The organism is Streptomyces sp. NPDC001617, from assembly GCF_053596855.1.
In genome coordinates this window covers 119,956-141,080 of sequence record NZ_JBSFHA010000008.1, presented here as the reverse complement: position 1 = coordinate 141,080, position 21,125 = coordinate 119,956, and the positions used below count along the sequence as shown (strand labels likewise).

Genomic DNA, 21,125 nt, shown 5'->3' with positions numbered 1-21,125 from the left:
GGAGGCGTCAGTCGAGGATGCCCCTGGAGCTGCGGTACGTCCGGTAGGTGATGCGCACGAGCAGGATGCCCGGCACCACCGCCGGGAAAAGGCGCCGCCACTGCGGGTCGGCGGAGCCGGCCAGGTGGAGGGCGGTGAGCAGGACGCCCGCCCCGAACAGCACGTCCACACCCAGAATGCCCAGGAGCCCGAGGGACCAGCGCCAGGGCGTCCGCTGCTTCCGTCTGCCTCCCTCGGCGTCGACCCCGTCCGTCCGCGCGGTCGCCCGCACAGCGGCCTTGCGTTCGCGCGGCTTCGGGATCTCCTCCTCCGTACGGGCCGGCAACGGGACCACCGCCTCGGCGGGTACGGCTGCGTCGAGCACCGCGATCCGGTCCGGCGTGACGTTCCCGAACAGGGTCGGCTCGATCGTCACGCGGAAGCCGTCGAGGCCGGTCAGCTGGCGTGCCCCGTCCGGGCGGGTGGTCATCGCGGCACAGGCGTCGTACCGCACGGTGATCAGGCCGGTCGGAAGGGAGAGGGTCACGCCCTTGTCGGCGATGACCAGCGTGACGTTCTCGTCCTCCAGCGAGGGGTGCAGGGTGCCGGAGACACCGGTCTCCGAGTGCTGCGGGGCGAGGGTGAGACCCGCCCAGTCGGCGTCCGCGCCCGGCACCTGGAGCAGCCCGCCGTCCCACGCCTCGCGGGCGACCTCGCGCAGGTCCGCGACCGTGACCGCCTGCAACTCGGCCCTGTGCTGCTCGGGCGTCATGAGCCGGTGGCCGAGCAGCAGGCTGAGCGCGTACGACGGCAGCATGGCCGCGCCGAGGTCGGGGGTGTCGTACGGCTTGAGCAACTTGCCGCGGGCGGAGCCCAGTTCGGCCTGTTCGATGCGGCCCGCCCGCAGCCGCGCGAACGCGTCGACGAAGCCGCCGACCACCGCGTCCTGCTGCTGCGGCAGGGCGTCGGCGTACGCGGTCAGGGTGGCGAAGCCGGCGTCACGCGGGGTGTAGTCGGCCTCCGCCGAGTACGAGTAGCCGCCCTTCTGGCGCAGGTCCTGGAAGAGGGCCCGGCCCAGGACCTCGGCGAAGACGGCGGCCGCGGTGGAGCGGCGCAGGACGGAGGTGAAGCCCAGGTGGCCGTCCTCGCCGCGGATGTAGGCGGGGGTGGTGGGCAGGGCGCTGGACACGGCCGGCGCCGGGTAGCGTCGGCCGGCGGGGAGGCCGAGGTCGAGGCCCTCCGGCACCCGGTCGCTCGTGAGCCACAGCACCGCGTTGTCCCGGGTGAAGCGGGTCTCGGCCCAGTGCCGGACCTGGTCGGCGGTCAGGCTGTGGGTGCCGAGTTCGTCGTGGCTGGACAGGCCGTAGCCCTGGGCGCCGTAACGCCACAGCGGCATCCGGGAGTTGGGGCCGTGCGAGCGGCCCGCCGCCTCCGTGCGCAGGATCTGCTTCTCCGTCTCCAGCCGCTCCAGCGGCAGGTCGCGCAGGGCCGCGCACACGCTGTTGAGGTACGTGACGACCTCCTCTTCGCTGCCGGTGACGTGGAAGAGGGTGTACGCGTTCGCCGTCGCGCCGTTGTAGTGCAGGTCGGAGAGGCCGAGTCGGTGCAGGGCGAGGTGCTCGACGAGGTGGGTGAGACCGGAGGTGGCCAGGGTCTCGTCGGCACGGCCCACGCGGAAGAAGAGACCGGCGGTGATCTCGCCGGGGCGGGGGGCGTGGAGGGTGGGGACGCCGTCGACGGTGGTGTGGCCGATGAGACCGGCGAGGGCCGAGAGGGTGGCTTCGGGTGCCGACTCCTCGGTGGCGGGCGCCTGTTCCGTGCTGCCGGCGGTTGTCGTGTCGCTTGTGGTCATGGGTGTACGTCCCCCCGTCAGAGCGTTGCCAGCGCGGCCGTGCGGTACTTGGTGAACCGGCTCTTCCAGTCCGGCAGGTACGACCAGAAGGACTCCGAGGCCGTGTTGCCCAGGGCGGTGAAGTGCCGGGCGGCGTCGCCGAGATGGCCGCCGAGGGAGAAGGCCAGGGCGAACGTGCTGTGGCCGTTGATCCCGTGCCAGCCGGGGCGGTGGCCGGGGTGCAGGACGGAGATCCCGGCGGCGCGGCGCAGGTCGTCGCGGACCGAGACGTCGCGCAGGTACTCGGTGGCCCCGGCGCCCGTCAGACCTCCCCAGTGTTCGATATGGGCCTCGGCGACCAGGACCCCGGCGTACGAGCCCTCCGGCGCGGCGCTCGCGGACTCGTCGGCGAAGCCGTGCGCGGCCTCCCAGGAACCGCCCCACTTGGGGCACAGCTGCTGCAACAACTGCGACTGGGCGCGGAAGTGGTGAGGGTGGTGTTCCGCCAGCCGGTCGTAGCGGCGCCGAGCCTCTGACTGGCCCAGCTCCAGACCGCGGGCGGTCAGCAGACGGGCGGCCCAGGCGGGGGCGGACTCCGGCTGCTCCGCGCACACCTCGATCAGCAGGCGCTCGGCCTTGCGCAGCCAGTCGTGGAACTCCTTGAACTGCTCCCGCGTGACGTGCTGGGCCAGGGCGGCGCTCCGGGCCTTCCAGCCGAGGCGGACGTAGCGCTCGGCGAGGAGGGCGCGGGGGAGCGGGTCTTCGGGGTGGGCCTCGGCGGCCTCCTTCAGGTACTTCTCCGTCCCCCAGACGTCGGCGAGGGCACCCGAGGCGAAGGAGACCTTGTCGGCCGAGTCGAGCGACGCGAAGAAGGCCTGGGTGGCGGCCCAGTCGCCGGCCTGCGCGGCGGTGCGCAGCGGGGCGAGCTCGGGCAGGGCGTCGAAGGGGTCGGTCACCGGCGCCGGTGACTCGACGGGTCTGCCGCCGTCCTTTGTCGCGGTGCGTCTACCGCTGGTGCCACTCATGCGGACGTCCCCCTGGCGTGTGGAATGCGGAGAGTGGCGCGCTGTTGGCCCCCAGGCGCGCGAGTCTCCGCAGGCTAGCAGGGGGATATGACAGGAGGGACTCGGTTATCGGGGTGGAGCTGTGGCAGGACGGACTCAGTCATCGGGGTGGGGACGGGAGTGAGGTACGCCTCCAGCTCGGCGGCCCCGGCCAGCAGCGCGCGTCCGCGGGTGGACAGCCGGTCGTGCCAGTCGCGCAGGGTGGCCTCCAGCGGCTCCGGCCCGCCTGCCGCCCGCACCCGCGCGATCAGCGGGGCGATCTGCTCCAACAAGTAGCCGCCGCGCCGGAGTTGGTGGGCGAGCCGGGCGTCCCGTACGTCGGCCTCGTCGTAGACGCGATAGCCGGTCTGCGGGTCGCGGCGCGGATGCACAAGCCCGGCGCGCTCCCAAGTGCGCAGGGTCGCGGGCCGGATGCCGAGTTGCCGTGCCAGCGGTCCGACGAACCGGCCGGCGGGGGAAGGCCCGGACACGCTGGTGGGGTCCAGGTCGCGGAGGGCTCGCTCCACGGCCTGGAGAGTGCGCCGGTCGTCGAGGAGTTGGGCATGGCTCTCGTCGATGAGGCGGAGCGCCTCGTCGACCGCGCCCCGGTTCACGGCTTGCATGATCGACGTCGCTGTCTGGTGGCCATGGCCGGGCACCAGGGCGAGGAAAGAGCGCAGGGCCTGGGCGTGCCGCGGGGTGTAGGTGCGGTAGCCGTGGAGCGTGCGGTCGGCGGGCGGAAGGATGCCCGCGGCCTCGTAGTTCCTGACCGCCTGCGTGGACAGACCGTGCCCGCGAGCCAGATCGATCGGCCTGAGGCGTCGACCATTTTGAGGGTTTGAGCCCATGACCCTGCCGATATCACCGAAAAGTTTCAACCGAAGGTTCAACGATACCGTCGAAGGCATGGCTACTGACCTCAAGGACACCACCCATGCCGTCGAGGCCGCCGCCGTCATGGGGCTGCTCCCGGCCCGGCCCCGGCTGCTCGCCCTGGGCGAGCCCACCCACGGCGAGGACACCCTGCTCGACCTGCGCAACGAGCTCTTCCGGCAGCTCGTCGAACAGGAGGGCCACCGGACGATCGCGATCGAGAGCGACTGCCTGATGGGCCTGGTCGTGGACGACTACGTCACCTCGGGCACGGGCACGCTCGACGAGGCCATGGAGCGCGGGTTCAGCCATGGCTGGGGCGCCTTTGCGGGCAACCGCGAGCTGGTGCGCTGGATGCGCGCGTACAACGAGGACCGGCCCGCGTCGGAGCGGCTGCGCTTCGTCGGCTTCGACGGCCCGCTGGAGATCACGGGCGCCGCGAGCCCCCACCAGGCCCTCACCTCACTCCACGGCTACCTCTCGGCGTGGGGGGACGCGGACCTGCTCCCGTGCGATGCCGAGACACTCGACCGTCTGCTCGGCGCCGACGAGGGGTGGACCCATCCCGCCGCGATGATGGACCCGTCCGAGTCCGTGGGCCAGTCGGCCGAGGCCGGTCGACTGCGGCTGCTCACCGACGACTTGGTGGCCCTGCTCGATGCGCAGACGCCGCATCTGATCGCGGCGACCTCACGGGACGACTGGGAGCGGGCGCGGCTGTACGGGCGTACGGCGACCGGCCTGCTCCGCTACCACCACGCGATGGCCGACACCTCGCCGGCCCGTATGAGGCGGCTGTGCGCGCTGCGGGACGTGATGATGGCCGACAACCTTCTCGCCCTCGCCGCTCGGGGCCCGGTGCTGGTCCACGCCCACAACTCCCATCTCCAGCGCGAGAAGAGCTCGATGCGGATGTGGCAGGGGCCGGTGGAGTGGTGGAGCGCCGGTGCACTGGTGAGCGCCCGGCTGGGGGAGCGCTACGCCTTCGTGGCCACGGCCCTCGGGACGATCCGGCACCGGGGAGTCGATGTTCCGCCGCCGGACACGGTCGAAGGGCTTCTGTACGGGCTCCCGGAGGACCGTTGTGTCGTCGATGCGGGTCGGCTGGCCGCCGCCGTAGGGGGACCTGTGCCCCGCGTGTCCCCTTGGTTCGGCTACGCCCCGCTCGACCCGGCCCACTTGACGGACATCGACGGGATCGTGTTCGTCAAGGACGTGCCTTGAGGGCGTCGAGGAAGGGGGCGAAGGCGCTGGTGGGGAAGGTGAGGGTGCCGCAGGTGCGGTCCTTGGAGTCGCGTATCGCCCCTCGGGTGGGGGCGTGGGACGCGGACCCGGCGCCGCCCGAGCCTCCGCGGGCGTGGGGACAGCCGGCCGCGGCCTAGTTCAGCTGCGTCAGCACCGCGCTCCCTCCCGGCGCCGTCGCGTCCGCCGGTGGCAGGGCCGTCGGGTAGAGACGGACGTCGCTCAGGCGGCCGTTGGCGTACTCGCCGTATGCGCCCTGGAAGAGGCGGCGGCCGAACTGGACCGGGCCGTGGGCGTTCCAACTGTCCCCGGAGTAGGCCTTGGTGGCGGACAGATGGCCGTTGACGTAGAGAAGAAGCAGGTCCGCGTCGGGGTCGTAGACACCCACCAGGTGGGTCCACTTGCCGGCCACCGCCTTGGCGCCGTAGGCCGCGGTGAAGGCCGTACTGGTGGTGTCGTCGTCGTGGCGGCCGAAGGCCCAGACGCCGCCGCCCGAGGAGTAGTACAGCTGGAAGCCGTTGGCCGCGCCGACGGACGGGTCGTCCGACTGTGAGACGAAGGTCGAGTTGCCGCCTGTCAGGGAGTTCAGCTTGACCCAGGCCGAGACGGTGAAGCTGCCGCCGGTGTCGACGCCGGGGCCGGTCGTGGCGGCGTAGGCGGTGCTGCCGTTGAGGTTCAGGGCCGTGCCGCGGTCGGTGTCGGTCGTCCAGGAGGCGCCGCCGGCCAGGGTGGCGGGTGCGTTGCCGGTGGGGTCGGCGGCTGTGGTTCCGGTGCCGTCGGCCAGGTTCCAGCGATGGGTCGCCGTGTCCGTCACCGTGCCCAGCGAGACCGGGTCCGCGAAGGCGGCGGCCGTGCCCGACGGGGTGGCTCCCGGGTACTCGGTCAGTTGGCCGGAGGCGTCCGTGGCGTACAGGTCGGGCTTGCCGTCGGGGCCGCCGGTGGCGCTGTTGACGTCACCGGGGGAGGCGACGGTCGGATAGTCGTCCTTGCGGAGGACTACGGACAGGGACGTGGCGGGGTGTGCGTTCCAGCCCGCCGTGGCGCTGGTCGTCCAGTTCTGGGCCGCGGAGTTGTTGCAGGTGTAGAGGCGGACCTGGGTGCCGTTGGTCGTGGCCGCGCCCGGGTTGTCCACGCACTTGCCGGACTGCGGGTTGACCAGGCTGCCGGACGTGCCCGTGGTCCACTTCTGGGAGCCGCCGCCGTTGCACTTGTAGAGCTGGAGCAGCGTGCCGTTGTCCGTGCCGCCGTCGGTGGCGTCGAGGCACTTGCCGAGGACGCGCAGCGAGCCGTCGTCGTGCAGGACCCACTGCTGGGCGGGGCTGCCGTTGCAGGTGTGGATCTGGATCCTTGTGTGGTCGGCGGTGTGGGCGTTCGCGTCGTCCAGGCAGAGAGTGCCGCCGGAGGACGTCTTCACGGCGGACGTGAACGCGGTGCGGAGCGGGGCGTGCAGCAGTTGGGGCAGGGTGGTCGAGGAGTCGATGTCGATCGGGAACGTATAGACCGTGCCGGACGTGTCGTCGCGGGCCCACAGGGTGGGGGTGCCGCCGGTGACCTTGCCGTTGCCGTTGTCGTCCGTCGAGAAGGTGCCGCCGACTCGGCCGGGGGCGATCAGGGTCAGGCCGGACCAGTCGCCGTCGCCCAACAGCCGCGGGTGGCCCAGGTGGTTGACGCCGTAGGTCTGGTAGAGCCAGAGCTTGTTGTGCTCCACCGTGATGACGGCGGGGTGGTCGGCGTTGCCGTACACGTCCCCGTCGACGACCAGCTGGGAGATGTCCCAGGGCGTCTTGGGGTCATAGCCCGCGCCGGCGCAGCGGTCGGCGGGGACGACGTCCGTGGCCTCGCAGTCGTCCTTGGTGACGACGTCGTAGCGTCGGCCGACGAAGCCGGGGAAGGTGGACCAGGGCGTGCGCGGGAAGGTGCCGTCGTCCTTCGGGTCGAGATCGTTCTTCACCACGTACAGCTGCTGGGTCTTGCGGTTGTAGGCGAGCAGGTCGTCGTGGGTGTCGCCGTGCAGGTTGCCGCGGTGGGCGATCAGGTAGTCGTTCCAGGTGCCGGTGGGTGCGCCTGCGGCGGTCGAGACGATGACCGGTCCGGTGATGGCGGGAGGGTCGGTGTCGACCGCGCCGCCCTGTGCGGGTGCGGGGGCCTGGGCGGGGTCGCGGTCGCCGGGGACGAGTTCCAGGTCGCCGGTGCTGGTGGTGGCCAGCAGGTCGGGGCTGCCGTCGCCCGTGACGTCGCCGGGGGCGATCTTCGTCTTGGGGTTCCAGGGCGCCGTGAACGTGTAACTCGCCGGATTCTGGGAGAGGTTGCCGGCCCCGTCGACCGCGGCGACGTACAGGGTGTGCACGCCCCAGTCGGTGACCGGGATCGTGACCGTGCCGGAGGCGGTGGCGCCGCTGGTGGACGTCACCTTGGCGGGGGTGCCGGTGGCGGTGGTGGGCTGGCTGTCGAGCTGCCAGAGGAAGTGGTCGATGCCGCTGGCCTTGCAGCCCGCCGGGTCGCAGGTGTCGGCCGGGGCGTTGTCGGCGGCGGTGACGGCGAAGTCGGCGGTGACCTTGGGGCCCGCGTAGGTGTCGCCCGCGCCGCTGCCGACCGGCGGGAAGTGCGGGTTGTCTGCGACCGTCGGCGTCTGCGGCGGGGTGAAGTCGGTGTCGAACCAGCAGTGATCGCTGACCGCCGACTTCAGCTTGATGGAGGAGTTGTCCTGGGCGTAGACGTCCCAGCCGTACTCGTGACCGTCCTTGAGCGTGAAGCCGATCGGCGCGTCGGCGTCCTGGCCGGAGGCGACCATGCCGCTGTCCGGGGTGCCCTTGTCCACAGGATCGCCGTCGGAGTCGAGGTCGGTGCGGTCCCAGACGTGGTAGTGCGCCTCGGCGTGCTCGCCGGAGATGTGCGTGGTGACGGTGGAGTGCAGCCGGATGCTGCTGCCCGCGTCGCTGTAGGTGGTCGCGCCGATCCAGCCGATCGCCGTGCTGCCGGTGACGCAGTCGGCGTCCGCGCCGAGCGGCTTGGGCGTGCTGCGCAGCTTGGTCGGGACGTCCGGCGGGATGTCGAAGTTCGTCGTCAGGGTGAGGGTCTGCGACATGCGCAGGTAGTCGAGGTTGGAGCCGGTCTTCGACTCGTTGCCGAACAGGCCGATGGTCCAGGTGCCCTTGTTGCCGTCGGCGATCCTCTGGACCTGGTCGTCGACGCGGAAGGTGGCGGTGCTGTTGGAGCAGTTGCTGTTGCCGTTCGCGCCGCTCGGGACGGTGGTCTTCACTGCCGCGTAGCCCTTGTCCTCCAGCGTGTCGGGCTGGTGGTTCCAGTCGGTGTTCTCGCCGATCGGGTTGGTGGTGTGCAGGGTGATCGGCTGGTCGTGGGAGCAGTCGACGCTGGCCGCGTAGGTGGTGCTGACCTTCACCTCGGCCTTGATGACGGTCATGGACGGGTCGAGACCGGAGGTGTTGACCGCGTAGTACGACCGTTCCAGGCCGACCCCGCAGGCGCCGCCCCACTGCTGGTAGCCGACGCCCTCGCCATTGGTCTGCGGCTTGTTGTACTGCGGGGCGTCGTCACAGGCGGAGCTGGAGTACACCTCGTCGAAGGCGCCGGACTTGCTGGTCACCGGGTTCTCGAAGGGGTCGATGTAGACCGGGTAGTGCGTATCCGGGTCGTCGAGCACCGAGGTGTCCGGGGCGAGGGTGATGCTAGCGGCGGTGGTGGTCATCGGGACCTGGCCGACCTGTGCGCCGGGGCCGGGGCCGGCCGCGGAGGAGGCGGGGGTCGAAGGGGCCGGGTCGGCGGCGGCGACCGCCCGTCTGAAGGCCGCGGGCTCGACGGCCGCCGAGCCGGTCGCGGCCTTCGAGTCCGTCGCTGTCTCCGAGCCCGCCGACGCCGCCGAGTCCGGCGTGCCGGAATCCCACATCAACGGCGGTGGGCTCGTGTACGACACTGAGCCGTCCGCAGCCGTGGCCGTCATGCCGCCCGCCACGGTGGGCGCCAGGTCCAGCCCGTCGGTGTCCGTCGCGACCGCCAGCTTCCGCACCCGTGGGTCGGCCGCGGCCTTCGCGTCGTGCACGATCAGCACGTCGCTGAAGCCGCCCTGGTCGGTCACCGACACCGACAGGTCGACGCCGGGCAGCACCGACGGGTACAGCGCCGTGTCGCCGCCGACCTGCGGTGCGGGCAGGGCGAACGGCATGGTCAGGCTCATACTGTGGCCGGCCGGATCGGTGAGCGTGGCCAGCGGCCCGCTGCCGCCACCGGACAGCCGTACGCCGCTGGGTGTCGCCTTGGGGGAGTACGTGCCGTCGGAGTCGGCGGTGAGCGAGGCGTCCACCGGCACCCAGGCGCCCTCCTGGCGCACCCGCACCGGCAGCACGGACGAGGTCCTGGTGAAGGAACCGTCCGGCTCGGCGGTCACGGTGTCGGTCTCGCTGGTCAGTGCGTCGACCGGCACGGATGTGCCGTCGGCCACCGCCTGCGCCTGTGCGGCGAGCAGAGGGTCGGAGGTGTCGGCGGGGCCGTCGGCGGATACCGCGCCGACCGGGACGGCCAGCGCGGTCAGCAGCACGGCGGCCACCGGAAGCAGCGCGAGTCTGCGGGTGGATGACGGCAGCACGGAACAACCCCTTCGCACAACGGACGACGCGACGGACAGAGCAGACGCGAGATCTGCGACCATCCGCGCCCGTGAGCGTCGCGCCGGGTGTCGGGTCAGGACGCCGGCGACGGCGTGCGGCGGTGATGTTCGCTCCCCCGGCACAGAACGTACACAGAAAAAGCCAAAAACGATCACAAGATTGTCATGGCATTGGCAAAGAGTCTTGAGATTCGATCAATGCCGTTCCTAACCTCCAAAGCTGGATCACGCCGACCACGTGACCTTTCAGTCAACGGACTGTCAAGTCCGTTCCATTCGGGGGTACTTCTCACGTGGGTGTGCGAAGAACGCTGACGCTCGTCTCTGCCCTGCTGGTGGCGATGGCGCTGTTGGTGACGGGCGCCGTCGCGCAGAACGGCGTCGGGCCGTACGTCTTCCACGGCGACTTCTGGAAGCCGAAGCCACTGCCGCAGACGCCGGCCGTCGGTGACCACGACCTGAGCCGTCCGAAGGCGATCCACCCCCGCGGCTACCGTGCGCTGACCCGCTACAGAGCCGCCAAGCCGACCTGGCCGCACGCCGGTTCGCGAACGATTGCTCTCCACCGCAGGCCGGTGAAGGCGGGTTCGCTCCCGGTCTGGCTGGCGTCCGCGGACAAGTCCTCCGTACGGGTCCAACTCGCCTCCCGCGCACAGGCGTTGCGCGCAGGTGCCGACACCGGGCTCCTGGTCGGCCTGGGCCGCGCGAAGTCACCTACCGGCAAGATCGATGTCGTCGTCGACTACTCCTCCGTGGCCAAGTCCTACGGCGGCGGCTACGGCTCCCGGCTCACCCTCACCCGCCTGCCGGCCTGCGCCCTGACGACCCCCGAACGTCCGGAGTGCCGCACCCGCACCCCCCTGAAGTCCACCAACCGCGCCACCGCGAACCAGCTCACCGCCACCACCACCGCCGATTCGGCGATCGCCGTCACCTCCGGCAGCCGGGGCTCACAGGGCGACTACTCGGCCACCTCGCTGACCCCGGCGGGGAGTTGGCAGACCAACGGCACCGGCGCGTACACGTACTCGTACCCGATCGACGTCCCGGGGGGCGTCGGGGACACCGGCCCCTCGGTGGGGCTGTCGTACGACTCGCAGTCCGTGGACGGCGAGACCTCGGCCCGCAACTCGCAGGCCTCGTGGATCGGTGACGGCTGGAGCTATCAGCCGGGGTTCGTCGAGCGGGCGTACCGCTCCTGCGGCTCGCTGCTCGACTCCGACGGCAAGAAGATCCTCAAGGGGTCCGGCGACGAGTGCTGGGGCGGCGCCAACGCGACCGTCTCCTTCGGCTCGCACTCCGGTGTCCTCGTCCCGACCACGAGCTCCGGAGCCCCGGGGGAAATCAGGGAGTTCAGGCTCCAGGGCGATGACGGGACGGTCGTACAGGAGCTGTCCGGAGCCGCCAACGGCCTGCACGACGGCACCTACTTCCGCGTCCTGACCACCGACGGCACCGCCGCCTACTTCGGCGCCGACCACGCGCCGTCCGGTCCCGGCACCAAGGGCTCGGTCTCCGGGGACTCCGACGACTCCACGCACTCCGCGTGGGGCGTGCCGGTGCTGCACCCGCGCTCCTCCGACCCGTGCCACAGCGACACCGACGGCAGGAAGTCCCGCTGCGACAAGCCCGAGGGCTGGCGCTGGAACCTGGACTTCGTCGTCTCGCCGACCGGCTTCGTGCAGCGCTACGACTACGCGACCGAGACCGGCTACTACGACCTCGGCGGCGGTCAGGCGGCGGCGACCGACGACAAGGACGACACCGGCACGCTCACCTCGTACACCCGAGGCGGCACGCTCACCTCGATCTCGTACGGCTACACCCTGGACGACGAGCAGGCGGGCCGCACGCCGTCCGCGCAGGTGACGTTCTCATCCAAGCAGCGCTGCCAGACGACGTCCTCCTTCACCGACTGCTCGGCCGGCAACCTCGACGACAACACCGCGCCGCACTGGCCGGACGTCCCATGGGACCTGCACTGCGACTCGACCGACAAGACCAAGCTGCCGGACGACGCCACCAAGGTGCCGACGGACGTGTGCATCGTGTCCTCGCCGACCTTCTGGTCGACCACGCGGCTGGACAGCATCACCACCAAGGTGCATGTCAAGGACGGTGACACCGACAAGCTGGTCCCGGTCGACTCCTACGACCTCGGGCAGGTGTACTCCGACGCGGGCGGCTCGGTCGATCCGGTCACCGGCACCACCGTCGACCCCAAGGATGCGGGTTCGCTGCAGGCCGTGATGTGGCTGCAGTCCATCCGACACACGGGTCAGGACACGTACGGCAACGGCAACAAGGGGATCGCCCTCAACCAGGTCTCCTTCACCGGCACCGAGATCGACAACCGGGTGGACGACGACTCCCCGTCCGCGCCACCGCTGTACCGTCCGCGCATCTCCAACGTGCAGACGGAGACCGGCGAGTCGATCACCGTCGAGTACAACCAGACGCCGTGCGCGGGCAAGTCGCTCGACATCAAGTCGGCCGACTCCAACACGGGTTCCTGCTACCCGGTGTACTGGACCGTCCCCGGCGCCTCCAAGCCGATCGCCGACTGGTTCAACAAGACGACGGTGCACAGTGTCACCGTCGCGGACCTGACCGTCGCCGCCCAGTACAACCCGGACTCCTCGAAGATCCCGGCGGGTTCGGAACCCCAGGTCTCCACCTACGCGTACTCCGGCGCCGCCTGGCACCGGGACGACTCCGACCTGACCGACGACCAGTACCGCACCTGGGACCAGTTCCGAGGCTTCCGTACGGTCACCGTGCGCACCGGCAAGGCGCCCGAGCCCGTCACCCAGCAGACCACCACCTACCTCCAGGGCATGGACGGCGACTACAAGGCCGACGGCTCCCGCCGCTCGGTCAGCCTGGACGCCACGGTCGGCGGCAAGACCGTCGAGACGGTCGACGACGCCGACCAACTCGCGGGCACCGCACTGCAGTCGGACACCTACACCGCGTCCGGCGGCACGGTGAGCGCCTCCACCGTCAACGGCCCGTTCGACTTCACGACCACCGCGCACGCGAACCGCACCTCATGGACGGCCTGGACCCAGGAGGACCACCCGGGCGAGACCAAGCCGGACAAGGCCACCCTGCCCGACCTCCCCGCCCGCCGGATCAAGGCCGGTCAGACCCACGGCTACGCCCTGCTGGCGGACGGCAGTTGGCGGCACACCCGCACCGACACCGCGTACGACGACCAGGGCCGCGTGCAGTCGGTCGACGCGCACGGGGACGTCTCCGTGGCCGCACAGGAGAAGTGCGCCACGGCCGACTACGCTGCGCCCGCCCTGCTGGGTGCCAACCCCATGCTGCTCGCCTACCCGGACCGCATCACCACGGTCTCCGGGCCCTGCGGCACCGCGCCGGGCAAGGACACCCTGCTCTCCGACAAGAAGATCTACTACGACGGAAACGGCTCCATCACCGACCTCGGCAGCTACGGCACGATCAGCGCCCCGCGCGTCACCGGCACCCAGATCGCCACCGGCTTCGCCGCCGACGGCACCGAGAACTGGCGTACCACCAGCGGGGTTTCGTACGACGCCGCGGGCCGCGTCACCGACGCTCTGGACGCCGCGGGCAACGCCACGCACACCGACTACACGCCCAAGTGGACGAGTTCGGGTGGCAACACCAACCCGACCAAGATCACTTCTATCCAGCACCAGACGTGGACGGTCACCTCCACCCTCGATCCGCTGCGCGGCCTGCCGCTGAAGAACGTCGACGTCAACAACCGCGTCACCGACATCACCTACGACGCACTCGGCCGCCGTACCGCCGTCTGGCTGCCCGGACGTGACAAGGCGACGCAGAGCGCGGACATGACGTTCGCGTACTCGGTGAACCCAGGCGCGGTCCCCGCCCCCGGCGGCACCATCACCCAGCCCGGCGACCCGTCCTCCGTCACCACGCACACCCTGCGCGAGGACGGCACGTACTCGACGTCGATCAGCATCTACGACGGGATGCTCCAGCCCCGCCAGGTCCAGACGACCGCCGACGGCGACTCGGATTCCGGCCGGATCATCTCCGACACCTTCTACGACTCCCACGGCTGGCCCAGCGCCTCCTACGCCCCGTACTCGGACCCGGACCACGCCCCGTCCACGACCCTGTACGCGGCCAACGAGAACGAGATCCCCGCCGAGACCACCACCACCTACGACGGCCAGGGTCGCGCCACCGCGAGCACCCTGTGGCACCAGGCCGTCAAGCAGTGGAGCACCAGCACCGCCTATCCCGGTGCCGACGAGACCGACTCCACTCCACCAGCCGGCGGCTCCTCAACGGCCGTATTCACCGACGCACTCGGCCAGACGGTGAAGTCGGTGGTGAAGAACACCGGCGCCACGGTCGTCCTCAAGGGCGGCAACATCATTCCGTCCGGCACCTCGCTGACCTCCAGCAGCGTGCGGCTGACCATGCAGGCCGACGGCAACCTGGTCCTCACCGCGCTCGCCAGCGGCAAGACCCTCTGGTCCAGCGGCACCAGCGGAAACCCGGGCGCCTACGCCCAGTTCGGCACCGACGGCAACCTTGCCGTCTACACCGCCTCCGGCACCTCCAAGTGGAGCACCGGTCTCACCGCGACCACCGGCGCCACCCTCCAAATCCGCAACGACTCCACCCTCGCCGTCGTTGCCGGCGATGGCAGCACGACGCCGTGGAAGCAGGGCACCGCGGGCGCGGTGCCCGCCGCCGATGCCACCACCCACTACGCCTACACACCGGCCGGCCAGGTCCACTCGGTCAGCGACAGTGCGGGCAACTCCTGGTCGTACACCTACGACCCACTCGGCGAGAAGACCTCTCAGAGCGACCCCGACACCGGCACGACGACCTTCGACAAGTACGACGTGCTCGGCAACCTGCTCCAGACGACGGACCCGCGTGGCCAGGTGCTGTCGTACGCCTACGACTGGGACAACCGGGTCACGGCGGAGTACTCGGGAGCGTGGTCCGCCACCCCCGATCCGGCCAAGCAGCTGACATCCCGGGTGTACGACACCTTGGCCAAGGGCTACCCGACGTCCTCGACCCGCTATGTGGGCGGCGCCAAGGGCAGCGCCTACACCGAGGCGGTCACCGGCTACAACACGGCCTACCAGCCGCTGGGTTCGACGCTGACGGTCCCGGCAGCAGACGGTTTCCCGGGTACGGCCGGCGACAACGGCACGATCACGTACACCCTGAAGTCGACGTACACGCCGAATGCCGGCCTGTTGGCGACGACCCAGTTCCAGGCGGACGGCGGTCTGCCGGCCGAGCGTGTCGGCTACGGCTACACGCTCCAGGGCGAGCTGGACGGTTTCGGCGGGGACATCAGCCCCGCCAACACGCCGTCCTATCTGGACGGCACGGTCCACGACGCCTTCGGGCGGGTGCTCCAGGCCAACTACGGCCCCACGGGCAAGGAGTTGGCGACCTTCGCCCAGTACGACGCGACGACGGGTCGCACCACGCAGACCAGCAGCATGGTGCAGACGTCGACCACGGCCCTGGACGTCGTCAACTACCGCTACAACCAGGCCGGCGAGGTCACGGCCGCCGACGACCTCCAGAACAACACCACCCACGACACCCAGTGCTTCACCTACGACTCCTTCCAGCGGCTGACCGCCGCCTGGACGGACACCGCCGGGATCACCGACTCCGGCAGCGCACCGGTGGGCGCGGTCGGCGGCTGCACCACGGCGTCCGTGCAGACCAGCGCGGCGCCGGTGAAGACGAAGTCGGTGGGTGGCCCGGCGCCGTACTGGCAGACGTACACCTACGACCTGCTCGGCGACCGCACGGGAATGGTCGACCACGACGCGACCGGCAACGCGGCGGCCGACACGACCCAGTCGACGTCGTACCCGGGCGCGGACGCGACTGTTTCTGCTGCTCGCCCGAACCAGGCGGGCGCGACGACGACCAGCAACCCGGGCACGGGTACGGCGACGCAGACCCCGTCGTACACGGACTCCGCCGGCAAGAACGCGGGCAACACGGTCAGCCGGGCGACGAAGACGACGGGCCAGCTGGCGACCGGCTTCACCCTCTCGGGCGGCGGGAAGCTGTGCGTGGAGGAGACCGGTTCGGGCGCCAAGGCCGAGGTGAACACCTGTAGTTCGTCCTCCTCGGCCCAGAAGTGGACGATCGGCACTGACGGCACGGTGAAGGCGGCCGGGTTCTGCCTGGACACCGCGAGCAACGCGACGACCTCCGGCACGGGCGTGGTGGCCGACACCTGCTCCTCGGACGCCACCCAGAAGTGGCGCGTGACGTCGACCGGCACACTGGTCAATGCGGCCAAGAGCACCCTGTGCCTGACCGACCCGAGCGCCAGCGCCACCAAGGGCACCCAGCTGACGGCCACGACCTGCGGCGGCAAGGGCCAGGCGTGGTCGACGACCACGGCGGGCGCGCTGCCGGCGGGACAGACGCAGACGTTCACGTACGACGAAGAGGGCAGGACGGCGACGGTCTCCACACCGTCCGGCACGACGGCCCGCACCAGCAAGTACCTCTACGACGCCGACGGCAACCTGCTCGAACAGACCGCGTCGACGGGCGGCACCGACAAGACCCGCGTCCTCTATCTCTTCGGCGGTGCCGAGCAGTTGACGCTGGACGTGGGGGCCAAGACCTGCACCGCCCTGCGGTACTACTCAGGCCCGGACGGCACTCGGGTGACCCGCTCCAGCTCGGGTTCCGTCACCTACCAGGTGGCCACGTCCCAGGGCACGGCTACGACGGCCGTCGACGCCTCGACCCTGGCTGTTACCCGCCGCTACTACGACCCGTACGGCAACCCGCGCGGCACCAAGCCGTCGTCGTGGGTGTCGGCGGACGAGAACCACGGCTACCTGGGCAAGCCGACGGACTCGGTGACGGGACTGGATCTGCTGGGGGCGCGGAACTACGACCCGACACTGGGGCGGTTCCTGACAGCGGACCCGCTGTTCGAGGCGGGCGATCCGAACCAGATGGGCGGGTACACGTACGCCGGGGACAATCCGGCGACCGGCAGCGACCCGACCGGCACGATCAGGATCAATCCCGACGGCACGCAGTGCAGCGGCGGCTGGAACGCGTGCGGGCCGGGGAACGTGAGCTCCGGCGGCTCCAGTGGGTCCGGTAACACCAATACGTCCAGTGGCGGCACTGGAAACGGCGGTGGCAGCGATTGCAACCACGCCTCCAAGTTCGGTTGCGACGTCTCCAACGCCCAGCACGACACGACGCCCACGCCGACCGGCCGACAGCTTCTCGAGGTCGCCGGGCTGACAGTGGCGGGCTTCGGGATCGGCACGGCGTTCTCGGCCTGCGAACTCGGCTCGGCTTTCTGGGCAAGCCCCGCCTGCATCATGGGTGCGGGAGAGGGTTTCGTCGCGGCGTGCGCGGCGACGATGGGCGACTGCGGCCCCGGCATGGGAGGGGACCCGGTCAGCGAAGAGGCCGGGGAGGACTCTCCGAAGGACGTCGCCGCAGAGGGCAATGCTGCGGTCAGGGCGGGTGCCGGCTCCGATGCGGTCAATGAAGCGGCCCTTGATGCGCGCGACCTCGTGGAGATGAAGCGGGCGAACGCGCAGTCGCGGGCGGAGGAAGCCGATGCTGCCGCAACTGCGCCCGACGCACCTGTTAAGGGAGCCTCTGGTACGAAGCCTGCGAAGGTCACGCCGCGCGGAGCGGCTGGCACGAAAGTACTGCCTGCTGTCAAATCCGTCCCTGCGGAAGAGGGTTGGACACACGAAAGGCAGATCCAGCTGGCCGAGGACATGGTGCCCGACTTTGCCATCAAGAATGCCGCCGGGAACCAGCCGCTTTCCCGAACCTACGTCGGGGGATACAACACCGAGACTGGGGAGATCGCACTCGCCTCGTCAGGCGGTGGGGTGGCTGATCCCGATTTCATCGGTCCAACGTGCGGCTACTGCGCTGAAGGTAACGTGGTGCGGTCTCTCGGTGGCGATCCGGAACTGGTGAGGTTGACCAATGCGTACAACGTGGTTCGTCTGGACGGCCAGCACGTCGCCAAGTTGAAGCGAGTCTGTGTGAGATGTCAGGCGGACTTTCCCAACCGTGGATACTTCATTCCTGGCATTCAGCACGAACCCGGCGGTCCGTGGGACGAATTGTAGAACTGACGAAGAGTGGAACCACACATGCCATTGATCGACCTGGAGATCGGCCGGTATGACTGGTCGGGCTTGCGCTGCGGATGCGGGAAGTCGGCCGTGCACCTGGCCGACGACCTGATGCGGTTGGCCGGGGCCCAGACCCGCGAGGAGGCAAGCGCACTCCGAATCGACGACCACGCCATGATCCAGTCGTTCCCGCAAGAGCCGGCTGTGCCCGTCGCAGCGGTGCTCATGGCGGCCCTGGCGGGTGACTTGTCTCTGGGGGCGAGGACCCAGTGTCTGGAATTGCTCGCCGGGCTGGTGTTCAGCGACGACGACGATTCCTCGGAGAGGTGTCAGGAGATCGCGCGGGAGGGACTCTGGACGCTGTATCGAGATCTGTGGTCCAACGCTTCTCCTGATCTTGTCTACTACGCCTACTACATCCTGCGGATCATCGAGACCGATGAGGAACGGCTTCACGCTTACCGGAGTTCAGGGCAGATCGAGATACCTGGCGATTTCGCCTAGCGATGGGCCGGTTGTCGCGGGACTGATGCAGGTGAGTCTCGCGCGTGCGGAGTCGGAGAGGCATGACTGGGATCCGATCCAGTGTGGGTGTGGCCAGTCCGCCAGGCATTTGCTGGACGGTGTTCCAGTCGCCGTCCCGGGCGGCGTCGGCGAGTTTGTCCCGCTGGGTGGCCCAGGTCTCCTTGAGTGAGGACCGGCGGGTGACTCCGTCCCAGTGCGCTGTGCGTGGCTCGGGCATGGGGTGAGTGTACGGATCTTGGGGTGTGGGGTGGGCGGGGCTGCGGGTGTGGGGCGGTCGGAGACTTAGGGTGCTCGCCATGAGCATCATCGGGGTCGGTATCGACGTGGCCGAGATCGAGCGGTTCGAGGTGTCGCTGAAGCGGACGCCTGGGATGGCTGAACGGCTTTTCGTGGAGCGCGAGTTGCTGTTGCCGAGTGGGGAGCGGCGGGGGGTTGCCTCGCTTGCGGCGCGGTTCGCCGCGAAGGAGGCGTTGGCGAAGGCGCTGGGGGCGCCGGCCGGGTTGTTGTGGACCGACGCCGAGGTCTATGTCGAGGACAGTGGGCAACCGAGGCTGCGGGTGAAGGGGACTGTGGCGGCGCGCGCGGCGGAGTTGGGGGTGCGGGCGTGGCATCTGTCGTTGAGCCATGACGCGGGGGTGGCGTCGGCTGTGGTGGTCGCGGAGGGGTGAGCAGGGAGGCACGGGGGTGAACAACGGGGGCCACCTGATGCCGAGTGGACGTTGAGCTGCCCGCCTCCCGGAGGGTGGCCCAGGAGGTGTTCGTCGGCTCGTCGTGGTCGTCGACCGGGTGCGAGGCTCGCCCCGTCCGGGGCAGACTCGGTCGCATGCGTACTGCGTACAGCGTGGAGACCGTAAGGGCCGCCGAGCGGGAGCTCATGGCGCGGCTTCCCGAAGGGGCGTTGATGCAGCGGGCCGCTGCTGGGCTTGCCGCTGCCTGTGCCGAGTTGTTGGGGCGGGTGTACGGCCGGCGGGTCGTGCTGCTGGTCGGGAGTGGGGACAACGGGGGTGATGCCCTGTACGCCGGTGCACGCCTGGCCCGACGGGGGGCGGGGGTCGTCGCTCTCCTGTTCTCGGCCGAACGCGCCCATGCCGGAGGGCTCGCGGCGTTGCGGCGGGCCGGCGGGCGGGTCGTAGCAGCCTCCGGCGATGGCGGTAGCAAGGGCGGTGAGGCGGATGGCGATGGCGGCGGCCACGGCGTCGCTGTCACCGCCTCCGGCTTCACCCCCGTGGAAGAAGCCATCCTCCGTGCCGACCTCGTCCTCGACGGCATCGTCGGCATCGGTGGCAAGGGTGGGCTCCGGCCCGATGCCGCGAAGTTGGCCGAGGTTGTCGCCCAGTCCGGAGCCCCCGTCGTCGCCGTCGATCTGCCCAGCGGCGTCGACGCCGACACCGGGGAGGTGCACGGCGCCGCCGTCCGCGCCGATCTCACCGTCACCTTCGGTACGCACAAGCCGGGGCTGCTCATCGATCCCGCGCGGGAGTACGCCGGGTCCGTGCGGCTCGTCGACATCGGGCTGACAGACGTACTGCCCGCCGAGCCCGAGCTGGAGGCACTGCAGCATGCCGACATCGCCGCGCTGCTGCCTGTGCCCGGTGCCGCCAGTGACAAGTACCGGCGGGGCGTGGTCGGGATTGCGGCCGGGTCGGCCAGGTATCCGGGCGCTGCCGTTCTCGCCGTCTCCGGGGCGCTCAGGGGCGGTGCCGGTGCCGTGCGGTACGTCGGGCCCGCCGTGGACGCCGTCCTCGCCCGGTTTCCCGAGACGCTCGTGTCGGATCAGGGGCCGCGGAAGGCCGGGCGGGTGCAGGCCTGGGTGGTCGGGCCCGGTGCCGGGGACGACGCCGGGACCGTCGCCGAGGTGCTCGAAGCCGACGTACCCGTGTTGATCGACGCCGACGGGCTGCGGCTCGCCGACCTGGATGTCGTACGAGGGCGTGGTGCGGCCACTCTCATGACCCCGCATGCCGGGGAGGCCGCCGCCCTGCTCGGAGTCTCGCGTGAGGAGGTCGAGGGGGCGCGGTTGAAGTGGGTGAGGGAGCTCGCGGCCAGATATCGGGCGACCGTGCTGCTCAAGGGGTCGACCACGATCGTCGCCGATCCCACCGGGCGGCCGGTGCGGGTCAACGCGACCGGCACTCCCTGGCTGGCCACCGCCGGGAGCGGGGATGTGCTGTCCGGGCTCGCCGGATCCTTGCTGGCGGCGGGGCTGTCCGCGCTGGATGCCGGGAGTGCGGCCGCCTATCTGCACGGGCTCGCCGGGCGCTTCGCGGCGGACGGGGCGCCGGCCGGGGCGCATGACGTGGCGGAGGCGATTCCGGAAGCCTGGCGGGATGTGCGGAGCTGACCGGCATCGAGGGGGGAGAGGCTTCCGGAACCGGGTGTCTAGTGGGTCTCCTGCACCACGCTGAGAATGTTCCCCTCGCTGTCCTTGAACCAGGCGCCGCGCATGCCCGCGCCCTCCGCCACGCCGTTCACCGTCTTCAGGCCGGGCTGGTCGTACTCCTCGAAGGTGACGCCGTGGCTGCGCAGCTCCGTCATCTCCGTGTCGAGGTCGGTGACCGTCCAGCCGGCCAGTGTGTGGGCGGCCGAGCCGCCGTTCGGCGTCGCGTACACGAGGAAACGGGTGCCGCCGGACTCGAAGAGCGCGACCCCGTCCCGGTCGGCGATCAGCTTGAGGCCGAGCGTGTCACCGTAGAAGCGCTTGGCCCTGTCGAGGTCAGCGGCGGGAATCACGGCGTTCAGCGGTGTGTCTGCCAACATGTCCTCCACCTCCTGACACCAGGCTAGGCCCGCTCCTCAATAAGGGTGACCCGGCCGCGCGGCGTCCCCGATCGCCCATGGGGCCGCGTTTTTCTGAT

Annotated in this window: 11 protein-coding genes; 5 read left to right on the top strand and 6 right to left on the bottom strand. The window is 70.4% G+C overall.

What is annotated here, in order from left to right; all coding sequences use genetic code 11:
- Positions 1 to 7 precede the first annotated feature (7 nt).
- From ACWC09_RS09230 to ACWC09_RS09220, 3 genes are all read right to left on the bottom strand, one after another.
- Positions 8 to 1,831 carry an insulinase family protein gene (locus tag ACWC09_RS09230; protein WP_450849916.1) on the bottom strand — a complete coding sequence of 608 codons (1,824 nt, stop codon included), beginning with the start codon at positions 1,829 to 1,831 and terminating at the stop codon, positions 8 to 10.
- A gap of 17 nt (positions 1,832 to 1,848) precedes the next feature.
- Positions 1,849 to 2,835 (bottom strand): hypothetical protein, encoded by a 987-nt coding sequence (locus tag ACWC09_RS09225; protein WP_450849915.1) that lies wholly within the window; start codon positions 2,833 to 2,835, stop codon positions 1,849 to 1,851.
- 74 nt (positions 2,836 to 2,909) lie between these two features.
- A complete protein-coding gene (locus ACWC09_RS09220; protein WP_450849914.1) occupies positions 2,910 to 3,701 on the bottom strand; it encodes a TioE family transcriptional regulator in 792 nt (263 codons plus the stop codon).
- 58 nt (positions 3,702 to 3,759) lie between these two features.
- Between ACWC09_RS09220 and ACWC09_RS09215 the strand changes: the two genes are divergently transcribed.
- The gene (locus tag ACWC09_RS09215) at positions 3,760 to 4,950 is read left to right on the top strand and encodes an erythromycin esterase family protein (protein WP_450849913.1); all 1,191 of its coding nucleotides are present in this window, start codon (positions 3,760 to 3,762) and stop codon (positions 4,948 to 4,950) included.
- Here ACWC09_RS09215 and ACWC09_RS09210 read toward each other — a convergent pair.
- Positions 4,934 to 5,026, bottom strand: coding sequence for a DUF397 domain-containing protein (locus tag ACWC09_RS09210; RefSeq protein WP_450849958.1), 93 nt, complete (start codon positions 5,024 to 5,026; stop codon positions 4,934 to 4,936). The genes ACWC09_RS09215 and ACWC09_RS09210 overlap by 17 nt on opposite strands.
- A 78-nt stretch (positions 5,027 to 5,104) precedes the next feature.
- The gene (locus tag ACWC09_RS09205) at positions 5,105 to 9,568 is read right to left on the bottom strand and encodes a LamG-like jellyroll fold domain-containing protein (protein WP_450849912.1); all 4,464 of its coding nucleotides are present in this window, start codon (positions 9,566 to 9,568) and stop codon (positions 5,105 to 5,107) included.
- Positions 9,569 to 9,882: 314 nt separating this feature from the next.
- Between ACWC09_RS09205 and ACWC09_RS09200 the strand changes: the two genes are divergently transcribed.
- The 4 genes from ACWC09_RS09200 (at position 9,883) to ACWC09_RS09185 (ending at position 20,611) form a co-directional block, all read left to right on the top strand.
- A complete protein-coding gene (locus tag ACWC09_RS09200) occupies positions 9,883 to 17,739 on the top strand; it encodes a ricin-type beta-trefoil lectin domain protein (RefSeq protein ID WP_450849911.1) in 7,857 nt (2,618 codons plus the stop codon).
- Positions 17,740 to 17,763: 24 nt separating this feature from the next.
- A complete protein-coding gene (locus tag ACWC09_RS09195; RefSeq protein WP_450849910.1) occupies positions 17,764 to 18,249 on the top strand; it encodes a hypothetical protein in 486 nt (161 codons plus the stop codon).
- Positions 18,250 to 18,566: 317 nt separating this feature from the next.
- Positions 18,567 to 18,938 carry a holo-ACP synthase gene (locus ACWC09_RS09190; RefSeq protein ID WP_450849909.1) on the top strand — a complete coding sequence of 124 codons (372 nt, stop codon included), beginning with the start codon at positions 18,567 to 18,569 and terminating at the stop codon, positions 18,936 to 18,938.
- Between the two features lie 155 nt (positions 18,939 to 19,093).
- Positions 19,094 to 20,611: an NAD(P)H-hydrate dehydratase gene (locus ACWC09_RS09185; RefSeq protein WP_450849908.1), complete on the top strand. Its 1,518-nt coding sequence runs from the start codon at positions 19,094 to 19,096 to the stop codon at positions 20,609 to 20,611.
- Positions 20,612 to 20,649: 38 nt separating this feature from the next.
- Here the strand turns inward: ACWC09_RS09185 and ACWC09_RS09180 are convergent, their stop codons facing one another.
- A complete protein-coding gene (locus ACWC09_RS09180) occupies positions 20,650 to 21,027 on the bottom strand; it encodes a VOC family protein (protein ID WP_450849907.1) in 378 nt (125 codons plus the stop codon).
- Between the last annotated feature and the right edge of the window lie 98 nt (positions 21,028 to 21,125).